The following is a 16,613-nucleotide window of genomic DNA, read 5'->3' on the forward strand; positions in this document are numbered from 1 at the left end:
TTTGTAATTCGTATTATGGCACTAAAGAATGTAAATTTCAACACTTTTCTCACTATTTTTATTTTTTATTAAACAGTGCATTTAAATCATTGTATTCTTATCGGAATTATGAAATAATAAATTCAAAATCGTTTCGGGAGGAATGCATTATGAAAGTTATTGGTTTGATTGGAGGATTAAGTTGGGAATCTACATCATTATACTATAAACATATTAATACACTTACACTCTCTCAATACGATCAAAATGCAAAGTTAGTTTTATATAGTATGGACTTTGGTGAAGTAACTACTTTATTACAAAACCATCAATATGAAGAAGTGAAAAATGAACTAGTTACAGTTGCAAAGAAAGTTGAAAAATCTGGGGCTGAATGTTTATTAATGTGTTCAAATACTGTACATCTATTTGCTGAGGAGGTAGAACAAGCAATATCTATCCCGCTTCTTCACATTGGTGATGTAAGTGCTAAAAAAATGGTAGAACAGAATATAAAACGTATCGGACTATTAGGAACAAAACAAACGATGGAGCAAGATTTCTATAAATCACGATTAGCGAAATATAACATTGAGACAATTATCCCAAATGATGAGGAAAGAACTTTTATCCACCATGTCATATTAGATGAATTAAGTAGAGGGATCATTTCAGAAACATCTAAAGAAAGGTTATTACAAATTACAAAATCATTAATTCAAAACGGCGCTGAAGGTATATTATTAGGCTGCACTGAAATACCTTTACTCATCTCCCAAAATGATCTTACTGTTCCCGTTTTTGATACTGCTTTTTTACATGCAAATACTGCTGTACAATTTGCTGGATAAGAATACACAAGCATAAAGGTGAGAACCTCTATGCTTGTATACAGTTACGACTATTTATCCCGCTATTTGCAGGCAGTAAAGCCCCACCAATTAAAGTTTTACTTTATTTAAAAGAGATTCAATAACTGCAATGGCTTCTTTTGAACCACCACATTCTAAAAAGCTATCATTAAGTTTTCTTATACCATGTTTATACTTTTCATTTGAAAGTACATCTGTTACGGCCTCTTTTAAAGAGTACACATTAACATGTTCTTTCAATAGTCTATGTGCTGCTTCCAGTTCAGTTAATCTTTGCGCTATCATAGGCTGATCTTTATCATGCGGTATTATTACAAATGGGACATTATAATGAATGGCATCGTGTACGCTATTCATACCGCCATGTGTAATAAAAACATCTGCTTCATTTAATATTTCTGATTGAGGTACGTATGGAGCAATTATAAAATTATCTGGCGTTTGCTTTATTTTTGAAATATCATTTCTATCACCAATTGCCATTACAACTATCCCATCAAAATCTGAAAAAGTATCAATACAAGTATTAAAGAATGGTTCGAGTCCTTCAAGCAGTGTTCCCATTGAAATGTAAATAACTTTCTTTTCTTTAAGTGATTCCAGTGGAAATTTTATATTTGTTTTACGCTTTGAAATACTCGGTCCAATAAAAATGTTATTTTCTCCGAACGATTCGCTATTAGGTTGGAAATAACGACTTGTGTATACGAGACAAACATCACCCTTATTATTCATAAATTGAAGATTATTCTTTGGTTTTACTCCAAATTTATGTTCCATCTGATTTAGTAATTTTTCAGAGATTTCCTCTGGTTGGAATGGCATATCTGCATGTGGATGAAAAGGTAATGTCTTCAAAAATTCTGGCGGAATTAAAAATATAGGTGAGGACACTACACCTGGAACTTGTAAATACTCCTTTACTAACTCTCCTGCACCAAATATATCATAAATTACGAAATCAAAATTTATACTTTCACATAATTGTTTCGTAATTTCTAATATATATAAAGAAGTTTGAACATGCACATGAAAGAAAGCATTTAACCCAGATGAGGTTTCAGCATCAATAGAAATCTCTTTTAATAGATCCGGATGAGTATGTACAGTAGCTCCTAAATCTTCAATTCTATCCTTAAAGTTTGCCGTTGTAATATAATGTACGTTATCCCCTCGTTCAGTAAAAGCTTTTACTAAATTTAATGTAGGGTTTACATGTCCCTCTGCTGGAAAATTAACCACCAAAATATTTAGCACTTATTCCTCACTCCTTACATTTCATTGTTTTAATTAAGCATACTGTTATTTGTACAAGTAATCTTCCCCTAATAGTCCTAATATGCTTGCTACATTATATTGATAAATAATTTTCAGTCATCAACATAAAAAAAGCATCTACCTATGTAGATGCCTAACCGTGATAAGGAGTGTTCTGTGAGGTTAGAACAAGCTTTTCTGCTTGTCCTATGCTATCAATATATGATTTATTTTATAAAACGTGAATCGTTAATAGAATTATTTTATCCATTTCTACTTTACCTATTATATTTGACTCATCAATAAGTCCAAGTGTATTCCTGCTATCTTTACTATGATTACGATTATCACCTAACACAAATAATTTATGCGTAGGAACTTTTATTTCTCTAAAATTTGAAAAACGATTGGATACTTGCGACTTATCTAAATGTATATACGACTCATCACGCTTTTTACCGTTAATAAATACCTCATCCTCTTTTAGTTGTATGTTATCCCCCGATAATCCAATAATTCGTTTCACATAGTAAGTAGGCTCGTCTTCTTTTTTTATAATGACAACATCTCCATGATGAAAAGACGATAAACAGACGTTTACCTTATTAACAAGTATATAATCTTTTTCATTCAAAGTAGGTTGCATAGAAATTCCTTCTACCATACAAAATAAAAAGGACTTATTAATAAAAATAACCCCTATTATAATGAATATGTAGCTACATATGTTCCGCCAATATTTTAGAATAAACAGCTTCATATATACCTCATTTCTAATCTATTCCCAGATAAAAACGCCTCTAGTTTACAGAAATACTAGAGACGTTTCGTACATTTTAATTCTCTTTAGGGGCATCTGTTTTTGGCGCTTCACCAGTTAATCGCTTATTTTTTAAATCAAAATAAGCATCTAAAACTTCTTTTCCAATATCGGAGTTAATTCCCGATTTATCATTTTCAACCCATGGTACTACAACAGAAAATGCTACTTCTGGATCATCATATGGCGCATATCCAGCCAATGTTAAGTTATAACATTCTCTACGATCACCTTTCGCATTTCGCCCAATTTCATTTTCTCCACCATATACAGTTTGTGCGGTCCCTGTTTTACCAGCTGGTTTATATGGTGCTTTTTGGAACGCTCTTACTCCCGTTCCATCTCCCTCTTGAAATACTTTTCTAAATCCTTCTTTTACTTGATTAATATATTCTTGTTTCATATCGATTCTATTTAAAACAACGGGTTCTATTGATTGTACTACTTTACCAACCTCATCTTTTTGAACGGTTTGTTCTCTAATCTCTTGAACAATTTGTGGCTTCATTCGATACCCTCCATTTGCGATAGTCGAAATATATTGTGCAAGCTGAAGTGGTGTATACGTATCATATTGTCCAATAGAATAATCTAATAAGAAACCAGGCTGATTATCTTTTCTTCCGATTTGCCCTGCGGTTTCATTTGGTAAATCAATACCAGTTTGTACGCCTAGTCCAAATTGCCTGAAATAATACCTCATTTTATCAAAATATTCTTGTTTAATATCTAGTGAACTATTTTTCACATAACCCACGCCAGCAATTTTTAATGCTATATTAAACATATAAACGTTTGAAGAAACTTGTAACGCTCTTAGATCGTCTATATCACCAAAATTTTTCCAAGACTTCTTTTCCTTAGTTCCTTTAAATTTCATAGGTGCATCATAAAAATGTGTTCCAGGAGTTATTGCATTTGTTTCAAACCCTGTTAACACTGTCGCACCTTTAACCGTTGATCCAAGCTCATATGAACTTGTCAGCGTGCCTAAAGCATAATCTTCAACTTCCATTTTCCCGTCTTTTTCTACAAGCCTTTTCCCAGCCATTGATAATACTTGGCCATTTTTCGGATTCATCATCACTACGAAAGCACGGTCTAACATTGATTCTGATCCTTTATATTGTTTTAATATTTTTTCTATGCTCTCCTCTACTTTTTTTTGCAATTCCATATCTATTGTTAAAGTTAAATTTTTACCGCTTTTTCCTTCCGAAACCGTTTCCGTTCTAATAGTATTTCCTTGTTTATCAGCAATGCTTCTTACTTCTTTTTTTGTACCATGAAGTACATCTTCGTATTGCTGTTCGATATAACTTTTGCCGACCCTATCATTTCGGCTATAATCACGCACTAAATAATAATCTAATCGTTCACGTGGCAATCCTTCATCAGCATTTGAAACGTTACCAAGGACAGAACGGAATAATCCATCATTTACATAGATTCTCTCCCAATCAACTGATGCGTCTACTCCTGGAAGGTTCGCTAAATTTTCACTAATCACCGCATATTCCTGTTCACTAACGTCCTTTTTAATAATTTGAGGTGCCATTTGAAAACCTGAGGTCATTTTACTTTTAATAGCTAACACTTCTATATCTTTAGCCGTTAGTTCTTGAAGATTTTTATCTGTAACGCGTTTCCTTTTTAAATCTTCTATTTTTTTGTCTAGCTCTTTTCCGGTAATATCCTTATCTCGGAACTTATCTATTTCTTTTTTTGATACTAAGTCTTGAGCAAGTTCTGGATTTAATTGCATCCAAAAGTCTTTCTTATCAGTCTCAGTTAACTTATCTATATCTTCTTGTGGCATTTCAATAATATCTGCAAGTTGTCTTGCTGATTTTAATATTTCTTCTTGTTTTACACCTTTCACCTTTGTATATGTAATCGTACGTAAAGACTTATTATCAACTACTGGATTTCCTTCACGATCAAATATTTTCCCACGTGGTACAGAAAGGCCCACGGTTGCATTTTCTCTCTTCTCTAATTCATTTTTATATGTTTCTCCATCAAAAATTTGCACTTTCCCTAATTGAATAATAATGCCAGAAAATAATAAAAATACACAAAGGAATAAAATATTTAACCGGAGAGGTACTACTCTACCACTTTTCTTCTCTTGCTTTTTCACTTTGTCATAATCTCCTCCTTACAATATTTCAAATAATAATCACATTTCTATATTAAAAGTAATGTACAATTTCTATACATTGCTTTGTACAAATATTAATATAATGTTTAAAACTTAATAGAAATTAAAACAAAGGTAAAGAAAAGGTAAAGTTTACTAAATTAAATATAAAAAATACCCAATAACAAAAAGCTTAGTTTTCACTAATCGCTTTGTTATTGGGTATTAATTGATTTAAGAATTACTACTAGTGCGTATTGCTATACATTTATCGTCACAATTAGAAAGAGATTGTTTACTTAGTACTTTCGGTAAGTAAATAGTTACTGTTGTCCCGATACCAACCTCGCTCATGATACTAATTGTCCCTTGATGACTTTCAATAATTTTATAACTTAACATTAATCCAATACCAGTCCCTTTTTCTTTCGTACTATAAAAAGGTTCACCTAATCTCTTAATTCTTTCTTCAGGTATTCCTATTCCTTCATCTATTACATGAATGATGACACCATCATCATTTATTTCTTTTATGTGAATTGAAATTTCCCCACCATTTGGCATAGCTTCGATTGAATTTTGCAAAATATTAATAAATACTTGTTTCAATTGATTTTCTGAGCATTCAATAATTATATCTTTGTCATCCGTAAATAGTTCAACTTGAATATTTGTCATAATTGCTTTTGTATTCATTAACGATACGACATTTTTAAAAATTTGATAAATATTTTTCTTTTCTGTATTTATCTCATCTGTTTTAGCAATTGCCAGAAATTCTTGCAGGATCGCTTCTATCCTTTCAATTTCAGAGAGCATAAGATCAAAATATTTTTCTTGATCTTCTTTATTAATTTGAAATAACTGTATAAATCCTTTAATTACAGTTAAAGGATTTCTTACTTCATGAGCCACGCCAGCTGCTAATTGACCAATTGCTGCAAGCGTATCTGATTTATTTAGCAATTCTTCTGTCTTTTTTCTCTCTGTAATGTCGCGTACAATAATCATAATTTTATCATGTAATAATGGTAAGCACCTAGCCTCAAAGAAATTAATACTTCCATTAAGTGTGAGTGGATATTCTACAATTACATTCGTTCCTTTTTCCTTCACTTGATTAATGGCTTCCTGAAACTGCTGTGCTACTGAAGATGGTAATACTTCGTAAAACTTTTTTCCCATAAAAGCTTCTGCAGGTACGTAAAACTTTGTAGGAGATCCTGCCTTGTAATCTATAATTGTGCCATCATCTTCTGTTAAGAAACATAAATCTGGTAAAGCTTTAAAAATTAATTCCAGTTCAGATGTTTGTTGTTTTAACTGCTCTTCTATCGCTTTTAAATGTGTAATATCTACACCAACAGCCCAATAACTATATCCTGTTACAGGAAACTGTTCTGATATATTCGACCACATTATTGTTTTGACTTCACCATTTTTACATGTTAAGTGCATTTCCCAATCTCTGAAATTTTTTCCACAAGTTAAAAATTTCTTTTGTATTTGATGGCGATAATTATAATCAGGATACAGTAATTGCAGTGCATTGGGATTTCCAATTATTTCTTCAGCGGTATAACCCGTTACAATTTCGCATTCTCGATTCCACAAAACAAAATCTCCATTATAATCAAGCGCATCGACCATAACAGGCATGTTTTGTAAAATCGTATGTAGTTCCTCCTCTTTCTGAGAAAGCAACGTTGTATTTTTACTTTGAAATACTTTTATTGCGCTATCTAAAATTAAACTTGAGAGCATTTCAAAGTATTTTTGACAACTGAAAATTTCACTTTTTTTGGACCATACAACAAAAGATCCTAAATGTTGATTGTATAAGAAAATGGGGATTTCAATCTTTGGAAGTTTACTCTTTTTTATCTCATTCATTCCGAATGAAAAAACACATTCTTTTTCAGCATCAAGAAGTTGATGTGATATATTAGTTAATTTATAAAATTGTTCTGCCATGGTTTCTATTGTACTCACATCAATAAGTTCCATTAGCCGCGAATTCATTCCTTTTTCACCTCAATATGTAAAATTAATACAAATCTAAAATTCATACTTCTCCATTATACGAAGAAAGCTAGTGTAGGTATATAGCTGTAGAATAATTATTCGAACAAATTTTATTTTTCAATTAAAATAAGAAAAGAATATATATACTGAATATACCTTTAATTAGTATATATTTCGTTGATTCCTCACTTATTGTCTAGTAACTTGAATTCCTCCTTACATTCACTGAATTTTCACTTGAGAGTCATACACGTTACTAATAGCGGTATAAACATGCAATAAGTATAAAGTTCATAAAATATTCACAATTTTTATGAAAAATATAAACATTTATTCCAATATATTCTATATAATAAAATGTAATAAGGCTTCTATGAATCTCATAGAATACCTTACCCCTAATAAAAAAGAAAAAAGAATCCATTTGGATTCTTTTTTCTTTTTTAATTACATTACATATTTATATAAAGCATGTGCCACACCATGTTCTTCATTTGATAACGTTTCGTATTTACACATTGCTTTTATTTCTTCTACTGCATTCCCCATTGCAATTGATATGTTCGCTTTTTCCATCATAGAAACATCGTTTAGCCCATCACCTATCGCTACAGTGTTTTCAACCGGAATATTAAGATGTTCTGCTAAAGTATATAATCCATTCCCTTTTTGAGCATCTCGATGATTAATCTCTAAATTGTGCCAATATGAAGATGTAATTGCTAAATCTGTATTATGAAGAAATGTTTCTTTTAGTTTTTTTAATTTCTCAATTTCATAAGAAAATGGTAATAGTTTATGCACATGTATATCTGTTTCTACAATTGGTTTACAACTTTCCGCACTATGAAACGCTGTATGCTCAAGATATAATGCTGCGATTGTTTCTAACTCTTTCAAGTCGAAATTTTCTTTTGAATTCTTCACATGCTCAATTTCATTACGTACACTCTCTACTCCATAATCCGGTACATACACACCTTTATCAGTATAGAGCTGATAATATAAACCATTCTCTTCAAGATATTCTACAATTTCAAGTGCCTGCATATTTTGAATTGGATATCTCTTCATCATTTTTTTATCTTTATATATAAGAGCACCATTTTCCGCAATGATTGGACACTCTAAATCAACTTCTAACAATAATCGCTCAATGTCAACAATAGAACGTCCTGTACAAATTGCTACAACATGGCCAGCTTCTTGACATGTTCGAATTGCTTCTGCATTTTCTTTACTTATCATTTTATTCCCCGAAAGAAGAGTTCCATCTAAATCAATTGCAATTAATTTCATTATTTCTTCACCACTTTCTATAAATACACGAGTTCTAATTAATTATTAGGTATCGTTTTCATACAATCCTCGTGAGGTACTTCTTATTTATAATTTATGAAAAGCGTTTCAGGTCAAGAAATAATTAAAAATAAAATCCAAAGCTTTTCTTTTTAAAAAAGCTTTGGATTTTAAACTATGAATTATAACTAATGTATTTCGTCTCACACATGTACACATTTTTTTCTTCAGTTGGGATATATACTTTAAACTTTTCTAACCGTTTTCCATAGACATGAATCGTAATAACGCTTTCATTTTTGCTAATTTCAAGAATATGACAATCCGCTGGTGGAATTACTTTATCTGTTTCTCCTTCTCCCAAATAAAGATTTCCTGTATGTGTTAAATAAACAAGTGAATTTCCAAGTTGTTTCGTTTGTATAAAGTTCTGCACCATAATCCTTCCTGAAAAAACGCCTTCTACTCCCCATGTGCCGTCATGATCATGTAAAGGTGTAGATTGTCCATCTTTCCATACGAGAGCTAGTACTTCAAAACGTTTGAGCGGATCTTCATACAATAAATGTCGTGCATATTGAGTCAAATTGGCCTTCTGTTTATCTAACGGAAGCCATGTTTTCTTTTCTAAAAGTTCTTCTAGTAACTTTTCAATGCCACACACTATTTCTTCTTCAAATAAACCGTTTTCCATAAGATCTGTAACACCTTTAATAAACTTTTGAAATGATTTACTTCCATTACAAGTCAACATAAGAATCCTCCTCTACGTTTTATACAATTCCATATTAAGGTAATTACCGAAAACTCACAATTGAGAAACAAAAAACAAGATGCAAATGTATGCACCTTGTTAAGATTTTTATTTAGCTTTCAAACGAATAGGTAAGTATTTTAATGTTTGTTCATTTTCCAATATACATTTTTCTAAACATAAAGATGGGGATAGCTCTATTTTTTCAAAAGTATTTATAAAGGTAGTTAATGCAATCTCAGCCTCTAAACGTGCAAGTGGTGCTCCTAAGCAAAAGTGAGGACCTTTCCCAAAGGTTAAATGCTTTTCATTTCCTGTTCGATGTACATTAAATTGAGAGGCTTGTGAAAATTTTTTCTCGTCTAAATTCGCTGCACTAACCCACGCAACAATCATCTGATCCTTTTTCATTAAAGGACCAAATATATTTGTATCCTCTGTAATCCTCCGGGCCAATGTAACAGGAAAGCGATAGCGTAATACTTCCTCAATCGCTTTTGAAATTAAGTTAGGTTCTTTTCTTAACTCTTCATAAATTCCAGGTGAATCTACTAAAAAGCAATAAAAGCTATTAATAATTAAATTTGTAGTGGTTTCATTCCCAGCCGCTAGTAAACCTAATGAAAAGGTTACAATTTCCTCATCGGTTAATCTTTCGCCTTCATATTCAGCTCGAATTAAATCAGATATGATATCATCGGTTAAATGATATCTCTTTTCCTGAACAATCGGTAAAAGGTATGCTTTGAATTCATTTAATGCTATCCCTTTCTCGGCATCCAGATCATTAAACTTTTCTTTACTATACGGCATAAATAAAATATCAGACCATTCTTTAATTTTTTTACGATCTGTTGTTGGGACTCCTAATAAATCAGAAATAACGGTAACAGGTAAAGGTGCAGCAAACTGTTCAACGATATTAACTTCACTACATTTTTCGATATGTTGTACAAGTTCATCTGCGATAGCCTGTATTCGAGGTTTCCACTGTTCTAAACTTCTTGGAGTAAATGCCTTAGAAACAATGGAACGTACATTGCGATGTTCTGGTGGATCTGTAGAGTTTATATTTATTCTAGTTTCTAAAGGAGGGATTGAGAATTGTCTGCGCTCCCTTCTACTTGAAAATAAGCGATAATCTGATAAAACACGATTTACATCATCATATAAAAAAACATTCCATACATCCTGCTCTTCATCATAATGAACTGGGTGATTATCCCTCATCAAACGATACCATTCATATGGATTCCATAATTCTTCTTTTGTTTTCAGCTTTGAAATTTCATGAACTAAAATAACATTTTCAGGTGAAGCCATAGTTCTTTCCTCCCTTTTCTTTTACAATAAAAGTGATAGGTCGGCAGTTCAAAGTTGTATAAACTATCATATGTTATTTTAACATATACAAAAGGAGATTTTTCATTAGAGAACTTGAGAAATATATAAGGGGGATTTTTATGTACGTTGACATTTTACTGCTAGCAGAATTAACGACAGGACCAAAACATGGATATGAAATCAAAAAAAATGTTCAAAATCGTTTAGGTGAGAATTTTGAGTTAAATCACAACATGCTTTACCCTGCCCTTCGGCGCTTTGAAAATATGGGTGCTATAACGAAAAAAATACATAAACAAGTTGGAAAACCAAACCGAAATATGTACGATATAACAGAAACAGGAGAAGAAATTTTTTCTGAAATGTTACGAGAGTTTCCCGAAAAACTTGCGACAAATAATGCAGAATTTCTTGTTCGTATCGCGCTATTTGAAAAACTTGAATATGAAGCTAGAAAAGAGATTTTGACTGTACGTCAAAACGTACTACATAATCAACTTACCGCTATTCAGTCTCTAGAGGTTACCTCACCCTTTATTACTGAAGTCATTGAATTTAGTAAATCACGAATTGAACATGAATTGAGTTGGATTACATCACTTATGAAGAAAATATGAAAAAATAACAAGAAAAGTTAAAAACAATGAATGAAAATGATATTTATTATCAATACTATCATTAATAAAAGGGCAACCACGATTTGGCTACCCTTAAAAAATTCACACTTCTGGATCGAATGTTTTGCAATCTGTTTCTTCCGTTGTAGATGCATGTTTACCTTTATGACTTACTACGTAAATTGCCTCTGCACTACATTTATTACCGTTCGCCCAAAATTTACAGTTGTTTACTTCACATAAAACGTCTTGTGCCATAGTATCACACCTCCTTGTTCTATTATCATTAACAAAATTCGGAGGTATGATACTATTTGTCATCCATTTTTCATTCCCTTTTTAGCTTTCTTAATGGTTCAATATCTCCGCGTACAATAGCATCAATATTTCCAGTTATTTTTTCAATATCAAAATGCCACCATTGAATTTGCAATAATTCTTGAATTATTTCATTTGAAAATCTCTCTTTTATTTTATTTGCAGGGTTTCCACCAACAATTGTATATGGTGCGACGTCTCTAGTCACAACAGATTTAGCTGCAATGATTGCACCATCCCCTATTTTTATTCCGGGCATAATTGTTGTATCCATACCAATCCAAACGTCATTTCCTATAACTGTATCACCTTTATAAGGTAAATCAGACAAACTAGGTGTATACTTCTCCCACCCATTTCCAAATATATTAAATGGATATGCCGAAAATCCATCCATCCGATGATTGGCTCCGTTCATAATAAAGTTAACTCCAGATGCAATACAACAAAACTTTCCAATAATAAGGCGATCTCCAAGAAATTCATAATGATGTAATACTCGATCTTCAAATGTTTCTCCATCTTTCGCATCATAATAAGAATAGTCACCAACAAGTATATTAGGTTTTGTTATTATATTTTTTATAAATTGAACGTTTTGATTTCCTTCAATAGGGTATTTAACATTTGGATTAGGATTCATTTTGTACGGCACTTCCTTTACCACTTATTTCACTTTCTACCGCTATTACTGGCTTTAAATTGTATATAGGTAAAATAAACAATAATCCAATTATAAAAAGTAAAGCCGTCCCTTCATACATCATACTTAATGAAAACATCTCTTTTAATGAGCCAGCTATACTCATCGTTACTACCATTGAACCGGTAAAAAGCGGACTTAAAATACCATTTACACGACCTATAAAATCGGTATCGCTATTTTGAATAATAAGTGTATTTATACCAATTTGGATACAAGGAAGAGCTAAACCACTAAAAAGCTGCGCTGTAAGTGTCACCCATAAATTTGTAGAATATCCTATAATGCCAATACCAATTGCTTGACCAAGCATACCGATAATTAACATCTTTTGCGGAGCAACATTTTTCGCAAATACCATTGCTAATGCTCCGCCAACAATCATTCCCGCACCATTTACTGTTAGTAGCCACTGTAAACTCTCTTTTGATAATCCTAACTGCTCAGTCACAATAAATATACCTAATGGCTGAATTAATCCTATACCTAGTCCTGCAGCCATAAAACAAAGCCCTAGCAAAGTTAATGCTTTTTTCTTTTTGACATACTTAATACCATCCTTCATCTCTTGCAACAGAGTGATATCCTTCTTTTCTACGTCGTTTTCAAGATCTTTCGGAAGAAATAACAATACAACTGCCGCAAGTAAAAACGAGATACCTGTTATGATGATTGAAATATAAATTCCAAAACTATGAAAGATAAATGTCCCTAGTATTGGTCCTAATACCATAAATATTGCAAATATCGTTTGATATATAGACATTGCTAATTGAATTTGTTCTGTTGATAAATGTTGTTTAAACAATTTCATTCCAGATGGTTGTGAAAACTGTGAAAGGATTGCAGAGATGAGTGTCACAAAAAACACAATTTTCCACGTTCCAAACATAAGCGTAATTAATACAGCGAATACTGAAATGGAACTTAACGTTTCACACCATATCATTGTCTTCTTTGGCTTCCACCTATCAGCAAAAGTACCGCCAATAAATGAAAAAATAAAAATTGGAGCGAATTCAGCAACTGAAATCATCGAAATAGCAAAAGCATCACCTTTTGTCATTTCCATTACATATAGTAATACCGCAAAGTTTCGAACCCATATTCCTATTTGTAAAAATAATGCTGATGCTAAAATCCCTTGAACAAACCGATTTTTTAATACTTGTGATGCCCCATTGTTTTGTTTCGTTACTACATTTGTCGACATAAAAAAGCCTCCTATTTCATGTTCTGAACAGGAGGCAGCACAAATCATATAAAAAGACTATATATTCGCAGAGCGAAATACATCCCTTTTCTATAAATGTACAGACTAACCCTATTCAGAAGAATATTTCGTTTTTTAACGAAGATCTCTTACAAATAGAATTAGTTGATCATTGGGATGTTTTCACCCTTCCGTTTCGAATTTAAATAACACATACATACTCTATGTAAATCATTTTCGATGTATGCATGTCTCCTTTTAACTATTCTAGAAAGTTAAAGGTAATTCCTCTAAAGAACGCATTAAATAGTTACCTTGCCATTTAATTTCTTCACGATTCCCTTTTATTTGTAGTTCAGGCATTCGATTAAACAAAGTAGTAATAGCAATCTTTGCTTCTAACCTCGCAAGTGGAGCTCCTAAGCAGAAATGACTACCATGACCAAAGGCAATGTGACGGTTGTTCTCCCGTGTAATATCAAATATTTCTGGATTTTCAAATACTGTTTCATCACGGTTCGCTGAAGCCAATGCAATAATAACCATATCTCCTTTCTGTATTGTTTGATGGTGAATTTGAAAAGGTTCCGCTGCCCATCTTGCAGTTGTAACCTCAACTGGAGAATAATAACGCAATCCTTCCTCAATAGCCGAATCAATTAGTTTTGGATTATCTTTTAATAACTGTAATTGATTTGGATTTTCAAGAAGTGCTAATACCGTATTTGTAATTAAATTCACTGTCGTCTCATGTCCTGCGACAATTAATAGCATTATCATTGAATATAGTTCCCGAGCGCTAAGTTTATGCCCTTCACTCTCTGCAAGTATTAAAGCACTCACCAAGTCTTCTTTTGGCTCTTTTCTTTTAATATCAACTAAATATTGAAGATATGTAATAAACTCAGATAGTTGTTTTTCGATCTCTTTTATTTCTTCAGGTGTTTCTGGTGATGCAATAACAGCATGAGACCAAATTCTAAATTTCGCTTGATCTTCTTTTGGAATACCGAGCATCTCACTTATTACAATAATTGGTAACGGAAACGAATAATCATCCACAAGATTTAATGTACCTTTTCGCTCTATATTACTTATCAAATCATCTGCTATTCTCTGAATTCTTCCGTCTAATTGTGCAATCATCTTCGGTGTAAAAGCTTTTTGAACTAAAGATCGTAAACGACTGTGGTTAGGTGGATCTGAATTTAGCATATGTGTTGTTAAGTGGTCACTATTATCAACGGAAAGATACATGTTCTTTATATCTTGAGAAAACACATTTGTCCAATCTTTTTTTAAACGATTATCTTTTAAAAGTGGCAGAGCATCTTCATATCTAGTAATGAGCCATTCTTTACCGATTTCAACTTGGTTTACAAATAATATAGGTTGTTTTTTTCGCGATTCTTTATAAATTTCATACGCATCTTCTTTAAACTGAGCTGAAGCTAAATTAATGCCATCCTCTATGCTTAACCCAACTTTGTTTTTCATTGACATTGTATTCCCTCACTCTCATTTGTTTTTGAAAACCAACCAACATATGCATTATACTCTAATAAAAACGTGAAAATTGTAAATTTTTAATCAAAATCTTACTTCGTATATTGAAAAATAAAAAAGTGAGAGAGTACAATCGTTTTACTCTCCCACCTCTCTTTATGCGAAGCACATAAAATTACTAATTTGTTGATAGCGATAACTTACTTTACGACGACGACCACCTTGCCAAGTGTAACCTGATACTCCGTTTCTTCTCACTTCAGTCGGAAAGAACCATAAATCCCTTCCAAAAGGTCCAGGACGATGTAAACGTAAATAGCCCCATCTTCCTAAACAGTTACACATCCATGATTTCATATTGCCTGGTTGTGCTGGAGAAGCAAATGTAGACGGTAACGATGGCGCTTGTGACGGTGGTGGTGACGTTGGAGCATCCTCCGCATCATCTGGTCTGTAATCTTCTTGTTCAATATCTCTCACTTCATTTGTAGGTTCATACCCGTAGTCATGTGGATTATAATACATCGCTTGATCATATGGATAATTTTGTTGGTTATACATATTAACAAATCACCTTCTTTTCATTCATTACCTTTATCATTCATATGTGATATGCCCTCTCTGGGAAGCTTATGTATAGCCCAAATTCAACTTAAAAAACTCGTATTATTAAAAATACGAGTTTTTTAAAAATAGAATATTTTTATCATCTCCTTAACTTCACACTATAAAAACGCATTTCATCTAACGAACCTTCAAATTCAAATACTTCTTGTTTAATTAATTGTTTCAAGCGATATTCTAAGAAAGTATCTCCAACCAATTGTTCAACAAGACCAAGTGCTTCACCAATTACTCTAGGAGCTTTGAGGAACTCTCGATCAGCACCCACACTTTTCGCGCATTCAATTATAAATTGATCAAAATAATCTTCCTGTACAGAATGCACTTCATTTTCTTTCCACACTCTTAAACATTCTATGCTTTCCGATAATCTATTCCACTCATGTTCAAACTTCATGCGCTTCTCTTCAGTTAAATAAGGTAACTTTATAAAACTTTTTTGGAATAGAGCTAAACTTTCAGGTGGTAATTCTCCCGTTCCACGAATATCATACTCTTGTTTTAATATTTCTCTGCTTGCTTCAGACGTATTAATTATTCGAATGTTTTTCTTATCCTTTAATTGTGCTATTATAAAACTTAGACCTACATGTTCATGTGCATTATCAGCCCTCCAAATTGTAATAGGCGTTTCAACAGGAATAGTATGTAGTTCTTCTATAGTTGCTATAAATCTTAATAAATATTCTTCTTCAAAATAACTATCATATGCAGTTAAGTTATTTATTAACCACTTCTGTCTTGCTAGTTGCCCCTCATTCGTATGCAACTTATATATCGGTCCAATTGAAAAGAATTCCGAAAAAGCAACAACACTCTCTTCAAATAATTCTTCTTGACTTAACATATATTTCAAGCAACCAGCCGTTGAATCATCAAAAGCAATATGTACGTGCGTACTTTCTTTTACATTCCTTTTATAAGTAGGATTACTTGTTAATTGTTTCGGAATATCCATCAAATTTTTAATTGTATCTTCACTATAGTTTTCTTTTAATAAGTTTAACTGTATGAGAATACTTTGAAGTAAACCTTTAGCCTCATCTTCGTACATATCCTCTACAGCATTTTTAATTTTATCTATCACACAAATCCCTCTATTCATTTCAAAAATAACGTAGATTATAGTGTATCATTTT

General features: G+C 32.2%; 15 protein-coding genes. 2 read left to right on the forward strand and 13 right to left on the reverse strand.

The window, feature by feature from the left end; translation table 11 throughout:
• Nucleotides 1-149: 149 nt before the first annotated feature.
• On the forward strand, nucleotides 150-830 hold the full coding sequence (locus tag HMAS_RS11240) for an aspartate/glutamate racemase family protein (RefSeq protein ID WP_000864400.1): 681 nt from the start codon (nucleotides 150-152) through the stop codon (nucleotides 828-830).
• A gap of 90 nt (nucleotides 831-920) precedes the next feature.
• Here HMAS_RS11240 and HMAS_RS11245 read toward each other — a convergent pair whose 3' ends face one another.
• The 7 genes from HMAS_RS11245 to HMAS_RS11275 form a co-directional block, all read right to left on the reverse strand.
• Complete coding sequence (locus tag HMAS_RS11245; RefSeq protein WP_065223093.1) at nucleotides 921-2,108, reverse strand: macrolide family glycosyltransferase; 1,188 nt, start codon at nucleotides 2,106-2,108, stop codon at nucleotides 921-923.
• 232 nt (nucleotides 2,109-2,340) lie between these two features.
• Complete coding sequence (gene lepB / locus HMAS_RS11250; protein ID WP_088867792.1) at nucleotides 2,341-2,868, reverse strand: signal peptidase I; 528 nt, start codon at nucleotides 2,866-2,868, stop codon at nucleotides 2,341-2,343.
• Between the two features lie 76 nt (nucleotides 2,869-2,944).
• Nucleotides 2,945-5,071, reverse strand: a complete 2,127-nt coding sequence (locus HMAS_RS11255; protein WP_088867791.1) for a peptidoglycan D,D-transpeptidase FtsI family protein — start codon at nucleotides 5,069-5,071, stop codon at nucleotides 2,945-2,947.
• Nucleotides 5,072-5,305: 234 nt separating this feature from the next.
• A complete protein-coding gene (locus tag HMAS_RS11260; protein WP_116344818.1) occupies nucleotides 5,306-7,093 on the reverse strand; it encodes an ATP-binding protein in 1,788 nt (595 codons plus the stop codon).
• Between the two features lie 450 nt (nucleotides 7,094-7,543).
• Nucleotides 7,544-8,395 carry a Cof-type HAD-IIB family hydrolase gene (locus tag HMAS_RS11265; protein WP_000766385.1) on the reverse strand — a complete coding sequence of 284 codons (852 nt, stop codon included), beginning with the start codon at nucleotides 8,393-8,395 and terminating at the stop codon, nucleotides 7,544-7,546.
• A 175-nt stretch (nucleotides 8,396-8,570) separates the two neighbouring features.
• The gene (locus tag HMAS_RS11270; RefSeq protein WP_000954437.1) at nucleotides 8,571-9,149 is read right to left on the reverse strand and encodes a cysteine dioxygenase family protein; all 579 of its coding nucleotides are present in this window, start codon (nucleotides 9,147-9,149) and stop codon (nucleotides 8,571-8,573) included.
• Between the two features lie 108 nt (nucleotides 9,150-9,257).
• Complete coding sequence (locus HMAS_RS11275; protein WP_116344819.1) at nucleotides 9,258-10,472, reverse strand: cytochrome P450; 1,215 nt, start codon at nucleotides 10,470-10,472, stop codon at nucleotides 9,258-9,260.
• Between the two features lie 140 nt (nucleotides 10,473-10,612).
• Here HMAS_RS11275 and HMAS_RS11280 point away from each other — a divergent pair, with 140 nt between their 5' ends.
• Nucleotides 10,613-11,110: a PadR family transcriptional regulator gene (locus HMAS_RS11280; RefSeq protein WP_000289121.1), complete on the forward strand. Its 498-nt coding sequence runs from the start codon at nucleotides 10,613-10,615 to the stop codon at nucleotides 11,108-11,110.
• Nucleotides 11,111-11,212: 102 nt separating this feature from the next.
• Here HMAS_RS11280 and HMAS_RS11285 read toward each other — a convergent pair whose 3' ends face one another.
• The 6 genes from HMAS_RS11285 to HMAS_RS11315 all read right to left on the reverse strand — a co-directional run bounded on the left by HMAS_RS11285 (nucleotide 11,213) and on the right by HMAS_RS11315 (nucleotide 16,561).
• Entirely contained in the window at nucleotides 11,213-11,368 is a 156-nt protein-coding gene (locus HMAS_RS11285; protein ID WP_000046095.1) for a DUF1540 domain-containing protein, read from the reverse strand.
• Nucleotides 11,369-11,438: 70 nt separating this feature from the next.
• On the reverse strand, nucleotides 11,439-12,071 hold the full coding sequence (locus HMAS_RS11290) for a Vat family streptogramin A O-acetyltransferase (protein ID WP_001069247.1): 633 nt from the start codon (nucleotides 12,069-12,071) through the stop codon (nucleotides 11,439-11,441).
• Entirely contained in the window at nucleotides 12,061-13,344 is a 1,284-nt protein-coding gene (locus HMAS_RS11295) for an MFS transporter (RefSeq protein ID WP_000106383.1), read from the reverse strand. Before HMAS_RS11295 ends, HMAS_RS11290 begins: the two co-directional genes overlap by 11 nt.
• 267 nt (nucleotides 13,345-13,611) lie before the next feature.
• Nucleotides 13,612-14,847, reverse strand: a complete 1,236-nt coding sequence (locus HMAS_RS11305; RefSeq protein WP_046392757.1) for a cytochrome P450 family protein — start codon at nucleotides 14,845-14,847, stop codon at nucleotides 13,612-13,614.
• A 159-nt stretch (nucleotides 14,848-15,006) separates the two neighbouring features.
• Complete coding sequence (locus tag HMAS_RS11310; RefSeq protein WP_000282680.1) at nucleotides 15,007-15,411, reverse strand: hypothetical protein; 405 nt, start codon at nucleotides 15,409-15,411, stop codon at nucleotides 15,007-15,009.
• A gap of 145 nt (nucleotides 15,412-15,556) precedes the next feature.
• A complete protein-coding gene (locus HMAS_RS11315; RefSeq protein ID WP_025710280.1) occupies nucleotides 15,557-16,561 on the reverse strand; it encodes a DUF1835 domain-containing protein in 1,005 nt (334 codons plus the stop codon).
• Nucleotides 16,562-16,613 lie beyond the last annotated feature (52 nt).

Origin of the sequence: Bacillus sp. HMA207 (assembly GCF_003402455.1) — a bacterium.
GTDB lineage: Bacteria > Bacillota > Bacilli > Bacillales > Bacillaceae_G > Bacillus_A > Bacillus_A cereus.

Coding starts and splice junctions, on each gene's coding strand:
- HMAS_RS11295 (WP_000106383.1), bottom strand. CDS start 13,344: ATGTCGACAAATGTAGTAACGAAACAAAACAATGGGGCATCACAAGTA.
- HMAS_RS11270 (WP_000954437.1), bottom strand. CDS start 9,149: ATGTTGACTTGTAATGGAAGTAAATCATTTCAAAAGTTTATTAAAGGT.
- HMAS_RS11305 (WP_046392757.1), bottom strand. CDS start 14,847: ATGTCAATGAAAAACAAAGTTGGGTTAAGCATAGAGGATGGCATTAAT.
- HMAS_RS11265 (WP_000766385.1), bottom strand. CDS start 8,395: ATGAAATTAATTGCAATTGATTTAGATGGAACTCTTCTTTCGGGGAAT.
- HMAS_RS11280 (WP_000289121.1), top strand. CDS start 10,613: ATGTACGTTGACATTTTACTGCTAGCAGAATTAACGACAGGACCAAAA.
- HMAS_RS11275 (WP_116344819.1), bottom strand. CDS start 10,472: ATGGCTTCACCTGAAAATGTTATTTTAGTTCATGAAATTTCAAAGCTG.
- lepB (WP_088867792.1), bottom strand. CDS start 2,868: ATGAAGCTGTTTATTCTAAAATATTGGCGGAACATATGTAGCTACATA.
- HMAS_RS11290 (WP_001069247.1), bottom strand. CDS start 12,071: ATGAATCCTAATCCAAATGTTAAATACCCTATTGAAGGAAATCAAAAC.
- HMAS_RS11285 (WP_000046095.1), bottom strand. CDS start 11,368: ATGGCACAAGACGTTTTATGTGAAGTAAACAACTGTAAATTTTGGGCG.
- HMAS_RS11260 (WP_116344818.1), bottom strand. CDS start 7,093: ATGAATTCGCGGCTAATGGAACTTATTGATGTGAGTACAATAGAAACC.
- HMAS_RS11240 (WP_000864400.1), top strand. CDS start 150: ATGAAAGTTATTGGTTTGATTGGAGGATTAAGTTGGGAATCTACATCA.
- HMAS_RS11310 (WP_000282680.1), bottom strand. CDS start 15,411: ATGTATAACCAACAAAATTATCCATATGATCAAGCGATGTATTATAAT.